This window comes from Mesorhizobium sp. P2_F8 (assembly GCF_056403655.1).
Genome location: NZ_JBFUFB010000038.1, coordinates 1 through 13,672, shown reverse-complemented (window position 1 = coordinate 13,672; position 13,672 = coordinate 1). Strand labels below are relative to the sequence as shown.

The window sequence follows — 13,672 nt, the reverse complement described above, 5'->3', positions numbered from 1 at the left end:
CGCGCCTATTCCGTTCGACATGGCAGCAGGTCCGATCTGAATGCACTAGTCGCGAGTGCTTCGCCGGCACAACGCCCCATTCCATTTCGCGCAGAGCAAAAGTCGAACTCCGCTGTCGTGGTCGCGCTATTAGCTGTGGCATGCGCGAGCGCTACGTTGACCGCCTTTATGCTGGGTCTTCGACGCCTGTAAGATGCGTAGGCTTGCCAAAGACAATGGCCGAGCGTCGAGCCGAGTGACCCCACTGATGACGCGGCTTAATAGCGTCATCAATACCCTTCGGGACACCTTGCGATGTAGACACGCCCATTGCTATCTCTGTAGCGACACTGACCGGCTTCACTGGCATGCCCGATCACCGCGCCCGCAATGGCTCCAGCGGCACCACCAACGATCGCGCCTTTCACCGGATCACCGGCTACGGMTGCACCAATTGCCGCTCCGCCTAGACCGCCGACTGCAGCACCCTGCTCGGTGCGTGAGCATGCTGCGAGCGGAACAATAAGGCTCAATATTAGCAACGTCTTTTTCATGAATTGTCCTCCACCGGCCCGACATTGAGCCCGGTAATTAATGCGCGATTTGTTTTTTGATCCGTGGATTTGCTAATTTAGCTATTGATTGTGTGGCCATCTTCAGCAACGTCTCCGGCGTTGAAACAAGCTCTTTTCGCGTAACGATGGTCGGCGCCACGCCCGGTAACGCGGCGCCGATCAACTTCTACCACCCCTGCCTGCCATACCAGTCATCGATGTCTTGACGGGCTCGATCCTTTTCGATGCCGTAGCGTTCTTGGATCTTGCCTTCGAGCTGATCGCGTTTACCCGCGATGCGATCAAGATCATCATCCGTGAGTTTGCCCCACTGTTCCTTGACCTTACCCTTGACCTGCTTCCAGTTTCCTTCGACGCGGTTCCAGTCCATGACACATCGCCTCCTTCGTTTCACAGAAGGCGGAACGTCGCGCGGCTCATGAGGTTCCAAGACGTCTTCTCTTTACGGACATTCTCGAAAGCTGAGAATATAAGGCCGACGCCTAGGGCCAAGCGCACCGGGCAAGCGGTTGGGCTTCCGTCGCCGTACCTAACCGWGCGTGACGGCGGTCGCCATCAACAAAAAGCCAGCCGATTTGCTGTTCGATCAGCTGGCTAATGCGATGCCATGTCCGCAGCGCTAGAGGCGGCCGAGGACAACCAGGATGATGACGATCAGCAATACCAACCCAAGTCCGCCGCCGCCGTAATAGCCGGTGCCGTAAAACGGACTGCCGCCGAGGCCGCTGAAGCCGCCAAGCAATAGAAGTATCAGTAGAATTATTAGAATTGTGCCGAGACCCATGGGACCTTCCTCGCTGTTTGCGCTGACGTGCTTCCTGCAATGCAGGATCGCCTGTCGGACTATCAACTCGAGAAGGGCGTACCTGTTCCTTGAGCACGCTCTCGACTGGCGTTGAAGCGGACCTTGCCGCAGAGACAACCCACCACTCAGTTCTTGTTTCCAATCGGTTCTCGACACGCTCGGGCACGCCTCCATTCGTCCAGCGGCGTCGGCTCGCGGAGTCGATTCCTGTACCTGCCCTAGGAACGTGTCCCCGCAAGTGACATTTCGCTTCCTTGACCGCGGTGAGGAGTGATCAATTAGAAGTCACCGCTGGTTGGGGAGGTGCTGATGTCAATGCCAAGTTTGGCATATGGTCCCTTGGACCAGCGATCCATGCATATTTGCGTTGATATGCAACGCATGTTTGCCGAGCCATCACAATGGGCGACGCCCTGGATCACCCGCGTACTTCCGCAGATCGAGAGGCTGGTCGAAAGACGGGCGGCACAGACGGTCTTCACGCGCTTTTTGCCCGCTCAGAAGCCGGGGCAGGGTGTTGGGACATGGAAACGCTACTACGAGCGCTGGGCGTCGATGACGGTCGAGAATGTCGGTCCCGATATCATCGAATTGTTGCCGCCATTGGCCGGGTACTGCCCGCCGGCCGTCATTATCGACAAGTACATTTACTCGCCGTGGTTCGAAGGTCGCCTCAAATCCTTTCTGATGGAGCGTGACGTCGACACGCTGGTCATCACCGGCGGCGAAACCGATGTATGTGTTCTGGCAACGGTGCTCGGACATCGATTTCGGCTATCGCGTGGTCCTGGTCACAGACGCACTGTGCAGTTCTTCCGATGCAACGCATGACGCACTGCTCACCGTCTATCACCAAAGGTTCGCACAGCAGGTCGAGACCGTAGAGATGGAGACGGTTCTCTCGAACTGGGTTTGAAACACGACTGACCTGGATCACCGACCCGATCGGCGTGCAGGTTAATCAAAGCGGCGCCGATTTTGGGACGCTTGCGGCAGCGCAGGTGACCGGGGACTTCCACCAAGGCACCCATCATCTGCCGAACGATGCCGTCGAGCAAATGCCGCCTCTGGTGGTACCATCGCTCAATCCGAGTACGGAGTGGACGCTGGGGACCTACCATTATCACCAGCGCAACGTCGCCAATCCTGCTCAGCACCTCGCCTTGTTCATTGATCGGAATTTTCCGGCAGGTCTTCGCGTTCAGGTCAAATCATCCCACTGTCGCTCTTTCGAAAGCACCGATGGCGGTCAGGGAGCCCCTGTCGACCTTCGGTCGGCCGCGAATGCGGTCATCACCGCGAATGCTTCTTCGCCGGGATCCACTGATCTCGTTAACGAGCCGGGATTTCGTGGTTGTCCTCCGCACATTCTCAATTTGCCGCGTCAACGGGCTCGATGTTCGGCATTCCGCTTGCGCGTGGCCGCAGCTTTCTTCGCCGAGTCCGAGCGGCTCGCGGCCGAGCGTGCGGCGGATGCCTTGCCGCCAGTTTCACCGCCCTTGCGGGCCGCAGGATGACCTGTGTGCTTGCCGCGGCCAGAACCTCCCTCTTTCTTCCCGCCGCCATCGTCCTTGTTGACAGTTGCCCATGCCCGGCGTTCGGCTTCGTTGTCGGAAACCCCACGCTTCTCGTAGCCTTCGGCAATGTGGTCGGCTTTGCGTTCCTGCTTTTCGGTATATTTCGATTTGTCGCCTCGTGGCATGGCCGTTTCTCCTGTTGGATAGGATCTGAACGAAAGGGCGGCCCCTGAGTTCCAGCCCGGCACTTGAGAAACCAAACTCCATTTGAGGACGCGGTCCGGCAATGATTTCGGCTAACCCGCATCGGCCTTTAGAGACCGCAAGGCGATGGGCCACGAAGGGGGGCGAGCGACATGATGCCGAAAGGGTACGTTGATTAAGAAGATCCAATGCCAGGAGAAGTAGTCGGTCAGCCGCCCCCTTTGCTAAAAGGTCTGGACGCCCGGCGTACCGTCGGGGATTGAAGCTAAACCTATTCAGTAGATGGCGACCCTCTGTTGCCCGCTATTCATCCGAAGCCGTCGCGGGCGCCGTATAACGGCGGCGCACGGCATCGAGCACGCGATTGCGGCTCTCCTGGGCCGACAGTGTTTTGTCCTCTTCCGCATCGGCCGTTTCGCGTGCCAGGTCCTTGTCCCTGATCTGATGGCGGAACCATTTGGAATAGTCGCCGGCGCGCAAATGAAACTCCCAGGTCCTGTCGTCGATGCCCTCGGCGATCTGGGCAAAGATCATCAGATTGTGGGCTCTGAGGTTCATCGCATTGTCAGGGCCATGGAAATAGAAGCTGCCTGCTTCATCGAGCTGGCCTTCGGCGTATTTGCGGCTGTGCCGCTTGAGTGATTGGCGCGGCTCGATCACCTTGACCGTTTTGACTTTCTTGCCTGCCTGCGGCCGCCAGAACAACACGCGTGCGCCCTTGGGGGTTGGCACGGCCTTCGGTGGCTCAATGCCGGTTTCATGGCAGAAGACGTTCACGACGTCCTTCGCCTTGGGACCAAGCGCAATGATGGCCGTCACCAGGCGCAACGCGTCAGTCGAGATCGCCTCGGGGTGAACAGTGATCAGGATCGTGCCCGGCAATTCCAATGACAGCACCGCGCGCGTGTCGTCGCGCCGCTTGGGCAGCAGATGGTGCGCTTCGTCAATGACGAGCCAGTGCGGTCGTGCGGTGCGGCGGCGAAAACTGCCCAGGCCGGGCAGCAAGTCGGCAAAGAAATCAGGTCGCTCATTGACGCGCAGCGCCAGTCCATTGACGACGATATTGCTGTCGGCTTTGGCGATCAGATCCAGCACTTGCGCCTTTGTCGGTGCGCTTGATCCGTCACCAAGCCGCACGGCGCCCTCAAGGCCATCATAGTCTCCCTCGGGATCGAAGACGCAGAACTGGAACTTGCTCCCGACGAAGCGCTCCGTCAGTGCGGTGGCCAAGGTGGATTTGCCGATGCCCGAACTGCCGGCGATGAGGACCGTGTCGGTCGGCGACAAATAGATCTCGTCGCCGCCGGCCGATCCTAGGACGATACCGTCGTGGCGCCTCGGTACTATCGCGTGATCAAGCTTAATCATCTTGTCGATCAGCTCCTCCACGCCTTTGCCCCGTGCGCCACGCATAACCAGATTGGCATTATCCTTGACCGCCGGAATTGCATTATCGACGACCACGCTGCAGCCGCAGGCCTGCAGGAAGGCATGGTCGTTCTCGGCGTCTCCAACACCAACTACATTGTGTGGCGACAGCCGAAGATCTTGAAGGGCTGCAGCCAGCCCGGTGGCTTTGTTGATGCCGCTCGGCAGGATCATCACCGCGCCCTTGTTGAAGATGATTTCAAGCTCCAGCCCCAGGTTCTTGATGACCTCGAGCACGGTGGCCTGATGGGGCTCCCAGGTTGCGACGATCGACTGTCCAACCGATAACGGCTTCACGCCCCGCTTCTTCAACCTGGCAACAAACTTGGGCTCGGGCGATGGGGCGATCACCCGCTCATCCTCACTTGCCGGTGTGTAGATCAGCGCTCCATTCTCGGCGACGACCTTGTCGAAGAGACTAACCTCGGAAAAAACTCGCTTGAGATCGGGCAATTCGCGCCCGGTGACCAGAACGAGCTTGCGGCCGCTTTTCTTGAACCGCTCGAGAGCAGCGAGCGTTTTCCTGGCGACGATGCCGTCATGAGCCAAAGTGCCGTCATAGTCCGTCGCCAACGCAATGAAATACATTCTGCCGACCTTTCTCGGTTCCGGTTCGCGCTCCGGCTAGAACGTGTGATCGAGACAAAGGCTCCCCATAGGCAGGATCACAGGCCTTCGCAAAAGGGGTTGGCGGTTTCGCCCCCGAGATCAGGAACCCCTTCGATACCGGTACGTTGACCAGACAAGCCGGGACCTGTCCCGCCATGGAGGACCAATGACGATCGACCAAATCACTCCTTCGCACCAAGAGTACGAAGCAAAGCGCCAATTTCCGAACGTCCCGTTGTGCTCTCCGCAATCATCAGCGGGGTCATCCCCTGATGGGTTCTCGCGCTCAAATCGGCACCTCGTTTGACGAGAAGCTCGACAACCTCCCGTGATCCTTCCCTAGCGGCAAGGTGAAGCGGGCTTTCCCCTGTGGGCGCCGCGTTGACGTCGGCCGAACGGTCAAGGAGCAACCTCACCATCTCCTTCTTGTCCGTCAGAATTGCGAAATGCAGCGCCGTATACTTGGCATGACCATCGACTGCGTCCACGTCAGCGCCGCTATCGAGGAGCAGTTTGGCTATGTCGGCGTATCCCAGTCGCGCCACAAGATGGAGGGGCGTCCGCTCCTCAAAATCTCTGCCATTTGCCTGCGCTCCCCGTTGTAAAAGGAAGGCGACCATTTCCGGTTTGTCGTAGCTTGCTGCAATATGCAAAGGCTTGTAGCCGGCCGGGGGCTTTACAGCTTCGATATCGGCACCTTTGTCCAGCAGGAAGGCTGCCATTGAAATATCGCCCTGGAGAACGGCCGCGTGCAGCGGCGTTCCCTCGTCACCTTGTTCGTTCACATCTGCGCCGTTCGCCACAAGACTTTGTACAAGCGCCAGATTGTCCGCCATCGCAGCGTCATACAGGTCGCCAACTTCGGCGCCATCTGCGGCGCACCAAGTCAGAACCATGCCGGCGGCGATCGGAAGTTGCCATCTAACCATAGCGTCCTCCTGTGGGAACGCGGCGTCGCCATCTCGCAGTTGGCACCGCCAACGTGATCTGAAGCGTGAGTTTCAGCTCGTTCGTTATATCACTCCTCTCGAAAATCTTGCAGCGACGCGTGCCGCAGATCTTCCTCCCCGCGCAAGTGCTTTACACGGCCGATCAGCCCGGGCTTAACCCATTGCGTCGCCGGCCGCTTCATGCCCTTTGGCGCCGTTCCTGCGTTGGTCCTGGACGCGGTCCCATAGCCGCTCGCGCGTCTCCCGGTTCAGCGTGATGAAGGCCGAGCCGACATAGCGGCCGGTTCCACGCTCCGCCATCAGGGCGAAGGCTGGTTTGCCCGCCTCGCGCTCGACTTCGAGCAGATCGCCAAACGGTCGCAGGAATCAAAGCGATCAATAGCAGTTGGTTTGGTGAAGGGACCTCGCACCGAAAGGATTCGGAACGATGGTCGACGCACTTGACTTTGAACTGGCAAAGAGATGCTGCTGGCTAAGGTGTCCTGCATGGGCGACCCGGTATCCGGGACCCGCAGCACGGACGATATCGGCGACCTCCAGGTCCGCGCGCACCGCTTCAACCGGGAGGCGTCTTGCCTTCCATGAGCGCCATCAGCCGGTCGAGCGGCCCTGCGACCGCGTGGATCGTCCGGGTCGAGACTTTGGTGTAGAGCGCTGTCGTTTCGAGCTTGCTGTGCCCGAGCAACACTTGGATGACGCGGATGTCGACATCCTGCTCGAGCAGATGGGTGGCGAAACTGTGCCGCAGCGTATGCGGGCTGACGCGCTTGCGGATACCGGCGACTTCGGCGGCTTCCTGAACCGCGCGATGGAGTTGCCGTGACGAGATCGGATCTGTGCAACTACGCCCTGGGAACAGCCAGCCATCCGGAAGCATCACCCCGCGACGCTTGCCTTCGCGCCACCACAGCCGCAGCAGTTCCAAGAGTTGCGGCGAGAGCATGGCGTTGCGATCTTTGCGTCCTTTGCCCTGTTCGACCCGGATCAGCATGCGTGTGCTGTCGATATCATCGACCTTGAGGTGCGCGACCTCCGATACGCGCAGGCCCGCGCCATAGGCAACACCGAGCGCGGCCTTGTACTTGATACCAGGTGCTGCTTCGAGCAGCCGCGCCGCTTCCTCCACGCTCAGCAGGTCTGGCAGCTTGCGTGGATAGCGCATGATCACCAGCACACGGGCCAGATCCCGCCGCTTCAGCGTCATCAGGAACAGGAACCGCAACGCTGAGACCGCGCCGTTGATGGTCGCAGGCCCGTCGCCGTTCTCATGCTGATACAGCTGGAAGCGACGGATGTCCTCGGGCGTCGCAGTATCGGGAGAGCGTCGGAGGAAGGCTGCGAAGCGCCGGACGTGACGAACGTAGTCCTGCTGGGTATGGGGCCCCAGGCCCCGCATGAGCATATCTTGCTGCATGCGCTGGCGAAGCGGCGTAATCGGTGCATCGGTCGACAGAGTATCCATGGCAAGTTCCTCTCGTTGAAGGAACTGCATGGTCGGATCGCAGCTACTACCCGCTCAAGACCAATCCCTGTCGCACCATCTCAGAACGAGGCGCTCCTCCCGCGAAGCGGGTTCGTGCATGCTTAAGGGTTTCGGGTGCCGTCAGGCGTACGAAAGTCTCTCATGCAGGAACCCGCGGGCCGCAGACGATTGCCTATGGGGATTTGTGCCTCGCGGTGTGCCAGCGCCTGTCGCGAACTTCCGCATAGGATGCGGTGGGCATGTCGTGGAAGCGGCTTCCGAGCTAGGTCGCAGAGCCTGGAGCATTGATTCCGACGGGATTGGTGTGGGTGACGACCGGCGCCACGGCAACGTGCACATAACATCCCGTTGACCGGCGCCGGCGTGGCGCGGTCGTGCGGACAAACGGTCCATGCCGGGTCATGGGGCGTTCTCCCGGTTCGGCGCTCTTGAGGCAGGCGGTGCACGAGGCTGGCCGTTCGAACCTCTCGATGACGACCATGCGTCCGCCGCAGCAAGGGCAAGGCGGGCGGACGTCAGCCGGTTCTTCCGGAGTGTCGTCTTCAGGCGGCGGAGCGACGTTCAGCAGTTCGCGCGCGAGTGCGAGGCTGGCCTTGCGGGCGGAGCTGGCGAGCAGCCCATAGTGACGGATGCGGTGGAACCCACGCGGCAGGACATGGAGCAGGAAGCGGCGGATGAACTCGTCGGCGGCAAGCGTCATGGCGCGCTGGCGCTCGACACCATCGCAGCGATAGTCCTTGTAGCGGAAGGTGACTCCAGCCTCGTCGAAGGCGATCAGGCGGCGGTTCGAGATGGCGACCCGGTGAGTGTAACGCGACAGGTAGGCGAGCACCGCTTGGGGTCCGGCGAAGGGCGGCTTGGCATAGACCACCCAGCGCTTGCTGCGAACAGGCTTCAGATGACGCAGGAAGGCCCGACGGTCGGCCAGGTGCGCCGCCGATCCGAAGAAGGCGAGCCGACCGGCGTCGTGCAGCGCGACCAGCCGGGTCAGGAACAGGCGGCGGAACAGCTTGCCCAATACTCTGACTGGGAGAAGGAAGGCCGGCCGCGACGATATCCAGCGTGACCCGTCCGGCGCGATGCCGCCGCCCGGCACGATCATGTGGACATGGGGATGGTGGGTCATTGCCGAGCCCCATGTGTGGAGCACGGCGGTGATGCCGATACGGGCGCCGAGGTGCTTGGGATCCGCCGCGATCGTCAGCATCGTCTCCGATGCCGCCTTGAACAGCAGGTCATAGACCAGCGCCTTGTTGTGAAACGCTATGACGGTGACCTCGGCCGGCAGCGTGAACACGACGTGGAAGTAGCCGACCGGCAGCAGGTCGGCTTCGCGCTCGGCGAGCCATGTACGCGCGGCCGCGCCCTGGCACCTGGGACAGTGCCGGTTGCGACAGCTGTTATAGGCGATCCGCCATTGGCCGCAGTCCGCACAGGCTTCGACATGACCACCCAATGCAGCGGTGCGGCAGTGTTCGATCGCCGACATGACCTTGAGCTGCTGCAGGCTCAGATGCCCTGCGTGGGCGACCCGGTATCCGGGGCCGGCAGCACGGAAGATATCGGCGACTTCCAGGTCCGCCCGCACCGCTTCAGCCGGAAGGCGTCTTGCCTTCCATCAGCGCCATCAGCCGGTCGAGCGGCCCTGCGACCGCGTGGATCGTCCGGGTCGAGACCTTGGTGTAGAGCGCGGTGGTATCGAGCTTGCTGTGTCCGAGCAGCACCTGGATGACGCGGATGTCGACATCCTGCTCAAGCAGGTGAGTGGCGAAGCTGTGACGTAGCGTGTGCGGGCTGACGCGCTTGCGGATGCCGGCCACATCGGCTGCTTCCTGGACCGCGCGATGCAGTTGACGCGACGAGATCGGCGCGATGCAACTGCGTCCCGGGAACAGCCAGCCATGCGGAAGCATCACCCCGCGCCGCTTGCCTTCGCGCCACCACAGCCGCAGCAGTTCCAGCAGTTGCGGCGAGAGCATGGCGTTGCGGTCCCTGCGTCCCTTGCCCTGCTCGACGCGGATCAGCATGCGTGTCGAGTCGATGTCGTCGACCTTGAGGTGCGCGACCTCGGACACGCGCAGGCCCGCGCCATAGGCAACACCGAGCGCGGCCTTGTACTTGATGCCAGGTGCTGCTTCGAGCAGCCGCGCCGCTTCCTCGACGCTCAGCACCTCGGGCAGCTTGCGCGGATATCGCGTGACCACCAGCGCCCGCGCCAGATCCCGCCGCTTCAGCGTCACCGTAAACAGGAAGCGCAGCGCCGAGACCGCGCCGTTGATCGTCGCAGGGCCGACCCCGTTCTCATGCTGATGCAGCTGGAAGCGCCGGACGTCCTCGGGCGCCGCGGTGTCGGGCGCGCGGCCAAGGAACGCGGCGAAGCGCCGGACATGACGAACGTAATCCTGCCGCGTATGCGGTCCCAGGCCCCGCATCAGCATGTCTTGCTGCATGCGCTGGCGAAGTGGCGTGATCGGAGCGTCGGTCGACAAGGTAGCCATGGCAAGTTCCTCTCGTTGAAGGGAACTGCATGGTCGGATCGCGGTCTCTACCCGCTCAAGGTCTATGAATACCTCGCCATCTCAGAATCAGGCGACCCTCCCGCGAAGCGGGTTCGTGCATGAGGCGCGAAGCAGCCATGACTTCTTTTGGGCCGCATGCGGTCTGACCGCTTCTAATAGAATTTTTGGGATAGATGCCGTTTCGACGACGCTCAAAATTATGCTTGGTTCGATCACGTTGCGCATTGACCCCTTTCGACGCTTCGAGTTGTCAACAACGTGCGACGCGAAGCTGCTGCTGTCTCCGAGGTCGCGAACCGCAACTTTTCTGGATCATGTTCGCCGTTCGGTGAAGCGAGGGGTGCGGCGGCTATTTTGAGGCGGGCACGGCCCCTCCTGCACTGTCCTCCGTCTTTTCCGTTGCGGGCCGGCGCGATAAGGTTCCGTCTGAGCACGTCACCGAGTTTGAACGCTTCGGCATTCGCGTCGAGCAATTCGCCCGCACGCGCCAACACGTGCAAGTCGAAACTCGCAAAGCCCAAAGGGACCGGCAAGTTTGTTGGCCGATCGGCGCGTGGACAGTTGCGGCGACGAAGGCACCCGGGACGAGCGCATTTCGAACCCGCCGGGAAATACACGGGCGTTCGACTCATACCCGCGGGTGAAGGCTTCCTTCACCCAGCGCTCGGCGCGCTGTGCGGTCAACGAAATCGACTCTACGTTCTGCCGCACACCGAGATGCTCGCTTGCCGCGCCCGACGTGAAAGCCGGACGCACGGTCAGCCGGGCCCTTGGCGGCGGCCTCCCGCCTGGTAATCGACGTCTTCGTTGAGACCTATACCGCATCAGGGCAAGCCCGACACGCCGTGGAAGCCGATCCCGGCGAACACGGACATCTTCCGACGAGGCCACGAAGTCCTCGAGCGAGTTGCGCGCCGTGATGCCGGCCTTGACTGCCGGTCCAGCTTGGTCTGAATCGTATTGTCATCGCAGCCGACCGGCGCAGGCACGGGCGCGCAATAGACGATATATTTCTTGGCCATGACCTTCACGCATCCCGGCCAACTCGGCGATGCGGGCATCTATGACGCGCTGACCATTTTGTAGCGCGGCCAATTCGAAACGGACAGTCCGCGTTCGGCCCCCGTTGCGGCCGTTCTGGAGCGTGGCTCAGAACGCTCGCAAACGAGGTTAGCTCCAGTCGACTGTTGACGTCACGGGACCATGCGGAAGGATACGGGAAGATTTCTGATTATTGCCCACGAAAAAGCCAACAAAATCAACGATTTTAATACGCCCTCCGGGCCCACCATTGAAATCAATGACTTAACCACTTTTTCAGACTGTCAAGCGTTTCGAAAATCCATCCGTGGCAACAATTGGCAACAGGGTCAGAAATAATCGTCGGGGGAAACGAAAAAACCGGGCTCTTGCTTGCATCGAGCCTCTTTGAGGCATTTCCCGATGACTATGGAGGCCGGGAGAGAGCCGAGAACCCAAAAGGTGATGGCGGCCCAGAAGATGCTCATATCCAGGATCTCCTTTCTGGAAATCAACGGTCAGCCGTGCCGGAAGGTTCCTGGGCAACAGAAGTGACAAAGCCCGCCACCGTGAGGCCGCGGGCTAAAGGTGCAAATTTGCGCAGGCTCAATTGTGGTCTGGACGCCCTGATTGTCTCAAGCCCCGCAACTCCTGCCTTGAGCTTCGACAGACCTTCGCCCAGCACAGCTTCGATAGCACTGCGTTCCTGCATGTCATCGATGTCGGCGCCACGCTGCGAAAAACAGATGCTTGGGTTGTCAAGCGCGTCGACGTGTCGCTCATGATGGCACCTCTGGATTTCCCCAAGGCGCTACATTGCCTGTCGAGCCATGGGAGCAGCGGCGGGGTCGCACGCAATGTCGCTAGCGCCTGTGGTCAGGACCGTGCGCTGGGGCGGCGGCTGGTCGTATCCCGATCTTCGGCAGGGGAGCGGGTGGAGCACCACCTGCCGCGAGAAACTTTTAGAGATCGCTAATATTCCGTCAAGCCCGCTTCCTGGGCGGTAGTTGTTCGGGCGGCATGTCGTTGCCGTCCTCACCGAACGTGAACGGCAGTACCTCTTCGTAAAGATTGTGGTACTCGATCACAGCGTGGTACTTCCGCAGTAGCAAGCGCGTTTCATCGCTGATGCCGGCGCGCTCCAATTCGTCCTGGGCGTCGAGATACGCCTGTCTCAAGCTCTTGGCCATGCCGTGCTCCGTGTGCTCATTGATCCATAAGCTCGTGGTTAGGTTTCAGTTCCGCATGCGCGCTAGTCGACCCGGCCCCTACTTCCCCACGGATCAACGCGGCCTATCCGCCCCAACCACAACCCTGCTATAAGCCCGCTCGACACCGCTATTCGGGCGACCTCCGGGCGAGGGCGCGGCTATTTCACTTCGGAAAGTCGTCAAGCGCGTTCTTGCGCGGATCGATGCCTCTTCTGCCTCACCGGCTTTTCAGCTGCACCGCCTATCGCTTGTTCTCGGTGTAGCGTTGAGATGTCGAGGAGGTCGCTGCTCGAAAGAGAAAGGCGAAGCGATAGATCCTCGCGGGGACAGGTCAGCAGAAAGCGCGCGAAAGTGCGTCCGCGGAGCGCCGGCCAAGTTCAAGCATAACGTTGTCGTATGTGTCGGAAACCCCGTAACCGGGGCAAAATAAGATATCCGACCCTCGCGGCTCACTGACGCCGCCCAACGGCACTTTGCATCGATTGCAGCCAATCCTAGGAGCGTGTTCGATCATCTAGAAGGTATCCCGCTGTTTTAACAGTGCATGCCGCTGGCGATTCGACGTAGGCTTACCGAAGGCCAAAAAAGCTTAATATCAATAATACGACGACCACCGCTCCAACAAGCCAAATGATATTGTTCATAGTCTCTCTCCTATTAATTCCGGAATCGCTCGCTTAGCTGATAGTGATGGGGAGGGACCATATGCTTGTGCTGCTTCTTGTTCGAGCTTTATAAGTTTTTCCTTGATCTCCTCCGTGTTGTTGCCACGCTCTTCGCGCTCTAATCATCCCGCACATCTTGCAACGAGGCATGTCGTAACTTCGGCTCGCCACGCAGGCGCGCGCTGCAGTAGGATAATTCCGTTCAAGCGGCTCTCCTTGACATGCAGGAACCCCCAGCCTGACATAAGCCGCTGCGCTTCTAGTCAACCTCGGCGCCTGACAAACGGCCGGACTATTTCGCGCCAGGATGTGACCTCAGCTAGGTCAGCCCAAAATATGCCTGGTACCAGTCCACAAACCGCCCTACCCCATCGGCAACCGTCGTCACCGGGCGGTAGCCGACCGCCTGCTCCAGCGCCGATGTGTCGGCATAGGTATCGGGCACATCGCCGGCCTGCAGCGGCAGCAGTTCGATGATGGCTTTCCTGCCAAGTGCGTTTTCCAGTGCCTCGACATAGGCGGTGAGCTTCACCGGTTTGCTGTTGCCGATGTTGAAGATGCGCCAGGGGGCGCTGCTGGTGGCCGGATCCGGATGGCTGGAGTCCCAGGCAGCATTGCCGACAGCCGGGTTATCGCTGGCCCGGACGACGCCTTCGGCGATGTCATCCACATAGGTGAAGTCGCGCGTGTGGTTGCCGTTGTTGAAC

13 protein-coding genes and 2 pseudogenes are annotated in these 13,672 nt (G+C 60.5%); 1 reads left to right on the top strand and 14 read right to left on the bottom strand.

The annotated features are described in order from the left end of the window. Positions 1-269 precede the first annotated feature (269 nt). From AC1DZP_RS34675 to AC1DZP_RS34665, 3 genes are all read right to left on the bottom strand, one after another. A complete protein-coding gene (locus AC1DZP_RS34675) occupies positions 270-533 on the bottom strand; it encodes a YMGG-like glycine zipper-containing protein (RefSeq protein ID WP_477308683.1) in 264 nt (87 codons plus the stop codon). A gap of 187 nt (positions 534-720) precedes the next feature. Then, positions 721-924: a CsbD family protein gene (locus AC1DZP_RS34670; protein ID WP_477308681.1), complete on the bottom strand. Its 204-nt coding sequence runs from the start codon at positions 922-924 to the stop codon at positions 721-723. 249 nt (positions 925-1,173) lie between these two features. After that, positions 1,174-1,338, bottom strand: a complete 165-nt coding sequence (locus tag AC1DZP_RS34665; RefSeq protein WP_477292048.1) for a DUF3309 family protein — start codon at positions 1,336-1,338, stop codon at positions 1,174-1,176. A gap of 330 nt (positions 1,339-1,668) precedes the next feature. Between AC1DZP_RS34665 and AC1DZP_RS34660 the strand changes: the two are divergent. Further along, positions 1,669-2,275, top strand: a pseudogene (locus tag AC1DZP_RS34660) (cysteine hydrolase family protein). Between the two features lie 468 nt (positions 2,276-2,743). On the opposite strand, the gene AC1DZP_RS34655 reads toward AC1DZP_RS34660, so the two are convergent. From AC1DZP_RS34655 to AC1DZP_RS34605, 11 genes and pseudogenes are all read right to left on the bottom strand, one after another. After that, on the bottom strand, positions 2,744-3,061 hold the full coding sequence (locus tag AC1DZP_RS34655) for a plasmid stabilization protein (protein ID WP_457155671.1): 318 nt from the start codon (positions 3,059-3,061) through the stop codon (positions 2,744-2,746). A 322-nt stretch (positions 3,062-3,383) separates the two neighbouring features. Continuing rightward, a complete protein-coding gene (locus AC1DZP_RS34650) occupies positions 3,384-5,096 on the bottom strand; it encodes an HAD family hydrolase (protein WP_477308678.1) in 1,713 nt (570 codons plus the stop codon). Positions 5,097-5,299: 203 nt separating this feature from the next. Further along, positions 5,300-6,046 carry an ankyrin repeat domain-containing protein gene (locus AC1DZP_RS34645; RefSeq protein ID WP_477308676.1) on the bottom strand — a complete coding sequence of 249 codons (747 nt, stop codon included), beginning with the start codon at positions 6,044-6,046 and terminating at the stop codon, positions 5,300-5,302. Positions 6,047-6,220: 174 nt separating this feature from the next. Then, entirely contained in the window at positions 6,221-6,367 is a 147-nt protein-coding gene (locus AC1DZP_RS34640) for a hypothetical protein (protein WP_477291979.1), read from the bottom strand. Between the two features lie 256 nt (positions 6,368-6,623). Then, the gene (locus tag AC1DZP_RS34635; RefSeq protein WP_477308674.1) at positions 6,624-7,529 is read right to left on the bottom strand and encodes a tyrosine-type recombinase/integrase; all 906 of its coding nucleotides are present in this window, start codon (positions 7,527-7,529) and stop codon (positions 6,624-6,626) included. A gap of 420 nt (positions 7,530-7,949) precedes the next feature. Then, positions 7,950-9,138, bottom strand: a pseudogene (locus tag AC1DZP_RS34630) (IS91 family transposase). Positions 9,139-9,142: 4 nt separating this feature from the next. Further along, positions 9,143-10,048, bottom strand: coding sequence for a tyrosine-type recombinase/integrase (locus AC1DZP_RS34625; protein WP_477308672.1), 906 nt, complete (start codon positions 10,046-10,048; stop codon positions 9,143-9,145). Positions 10,049-11,439: 1,391 nt separating this feature from the next. Continuing rightward, the gene (locus AC1DZP_RS34620) at positions 11,440-11,577 is read right to left on the bottom strand and encodes a hypothetical protein (protein WP_477308670.1); all 138 of its coding nucleotides are present in this window, start codon (positions 11,575-11,577) and stop codon (positions 11,440-11,442) included. A 23-nt stretch (positions 11,578-11,600) separates the two neighbouring features. Further along, complete coding sequence (locus tag AC1DZP_RS34615) at positions 11,601-11,801, bottom strand: hypothetical protein (RefSeq protein ID WP_477308668.1); 201 nt, start codon at positions 11,799-11,801, stop codon at positions 11,601-11,603. Positions 11,802-12,072: 271 nt separating this feature from the next. Next, positions 12,073-12,279, bottom strand: a complete 207-nt coding sequence (locus AC1DZP_RS34610) for a hypothetical protein (protein WP_477291973.1) — start codon at positions 12,277-12,279, stop codon at positions 12,073-12,075. Positions 12,280-13,284: 1,005 nt separating this feature from the next. Then, the coding region (locus tag AC1DZP_RS34605; RefSeq protein ID WP_477308665.1) for an NAD-dependent epimerase/dehydratase family protein at positions 13,285-13,672 on the bottom strand (388 nt) is incomplete at its 5' end.

Bases quoted from the DNA above. Each gene is read 5' to 3' on its own strand.
- AC1DZP_RS34610 (WP_477291973.1), bottom strand. From the start codon at position 12,279: ATGGCCAAGAGCTTGAGACAGGCGTATCTCGACGCCCAGGACGAATTG.
- AC1DZP_RS34655 (WP_457155671.1), bottom strand. From the start codon at position 3,061: ATGCCACGAGGCGACAAATCGAAATATACCGAAAAGCAGGAACGCAAA.
- AC1DZP_RS34615 (WP_477308668.1), bottom strand. From the start codon at position 11,801: ATGCAGGAACGCAGTGCTATCGAAGCTGTGCTGGGCGAAGGTCTGTCG.
- AC1DZP_RS34650 (WP_477308678.1), bottom strand. From the start codon at position 5,096: ATGTATTTCATTGCGTTGGCGACGGACTATGACGGCACTTTGGCTCAT.
- AC1DZP_RS34640 (WP_477291979.1), bottom strand. From the start codon at position 6,367: ATGGCGGAGCGTGGAACCGGCCGCTATGTCGGCTCGGCCTTCATCACG.
- AC1DZP_RS34670 (WP_477308681.1), bottom strand. From the start codon at position 924: ATGGACTGGAACCGCGTCGAAGGAAACTGGAAGCAGGTCAAGGGTAAG.
- AC1DZP_RS34635 (WP_477308674.1), bottom strand. From the start codon at position 7,529: ATGGATACTCTGTCGACCGATGCACCGATTACGCCGCTTCGCCAGCGC.
- AC1DZP_RS34665 (WP_477292048.1), bottom strand. From the start codon at position 1,338: ATGGGTCTCGGCACAATTCTAATAATTCTACTGATACTTCTATTGCTT.
- AC1DZP_RS34620 (WP_477308670.1), bottom strand. From the start codon at position 11,577: ATGAGCATCTTCTGGGCCGCCATCACCTTTTGGGTTCTCGGCTCTCTC.
- AC1DZP_RS34625 (WP_477308672.1), bottom strand. From the start codon at position 10,048: ATGGCTACCTTGTCGACCGACGCTCCGATCACGCCACTTCGCCAGCGC.
- AC1DZP_RS34645 (WP_477308676.1), bottom strand. From the start codon at position 6,046: ATGGTTAGATGGCAACTTCCGATCGCCGCCGGCATGGTTCTGACTTGG.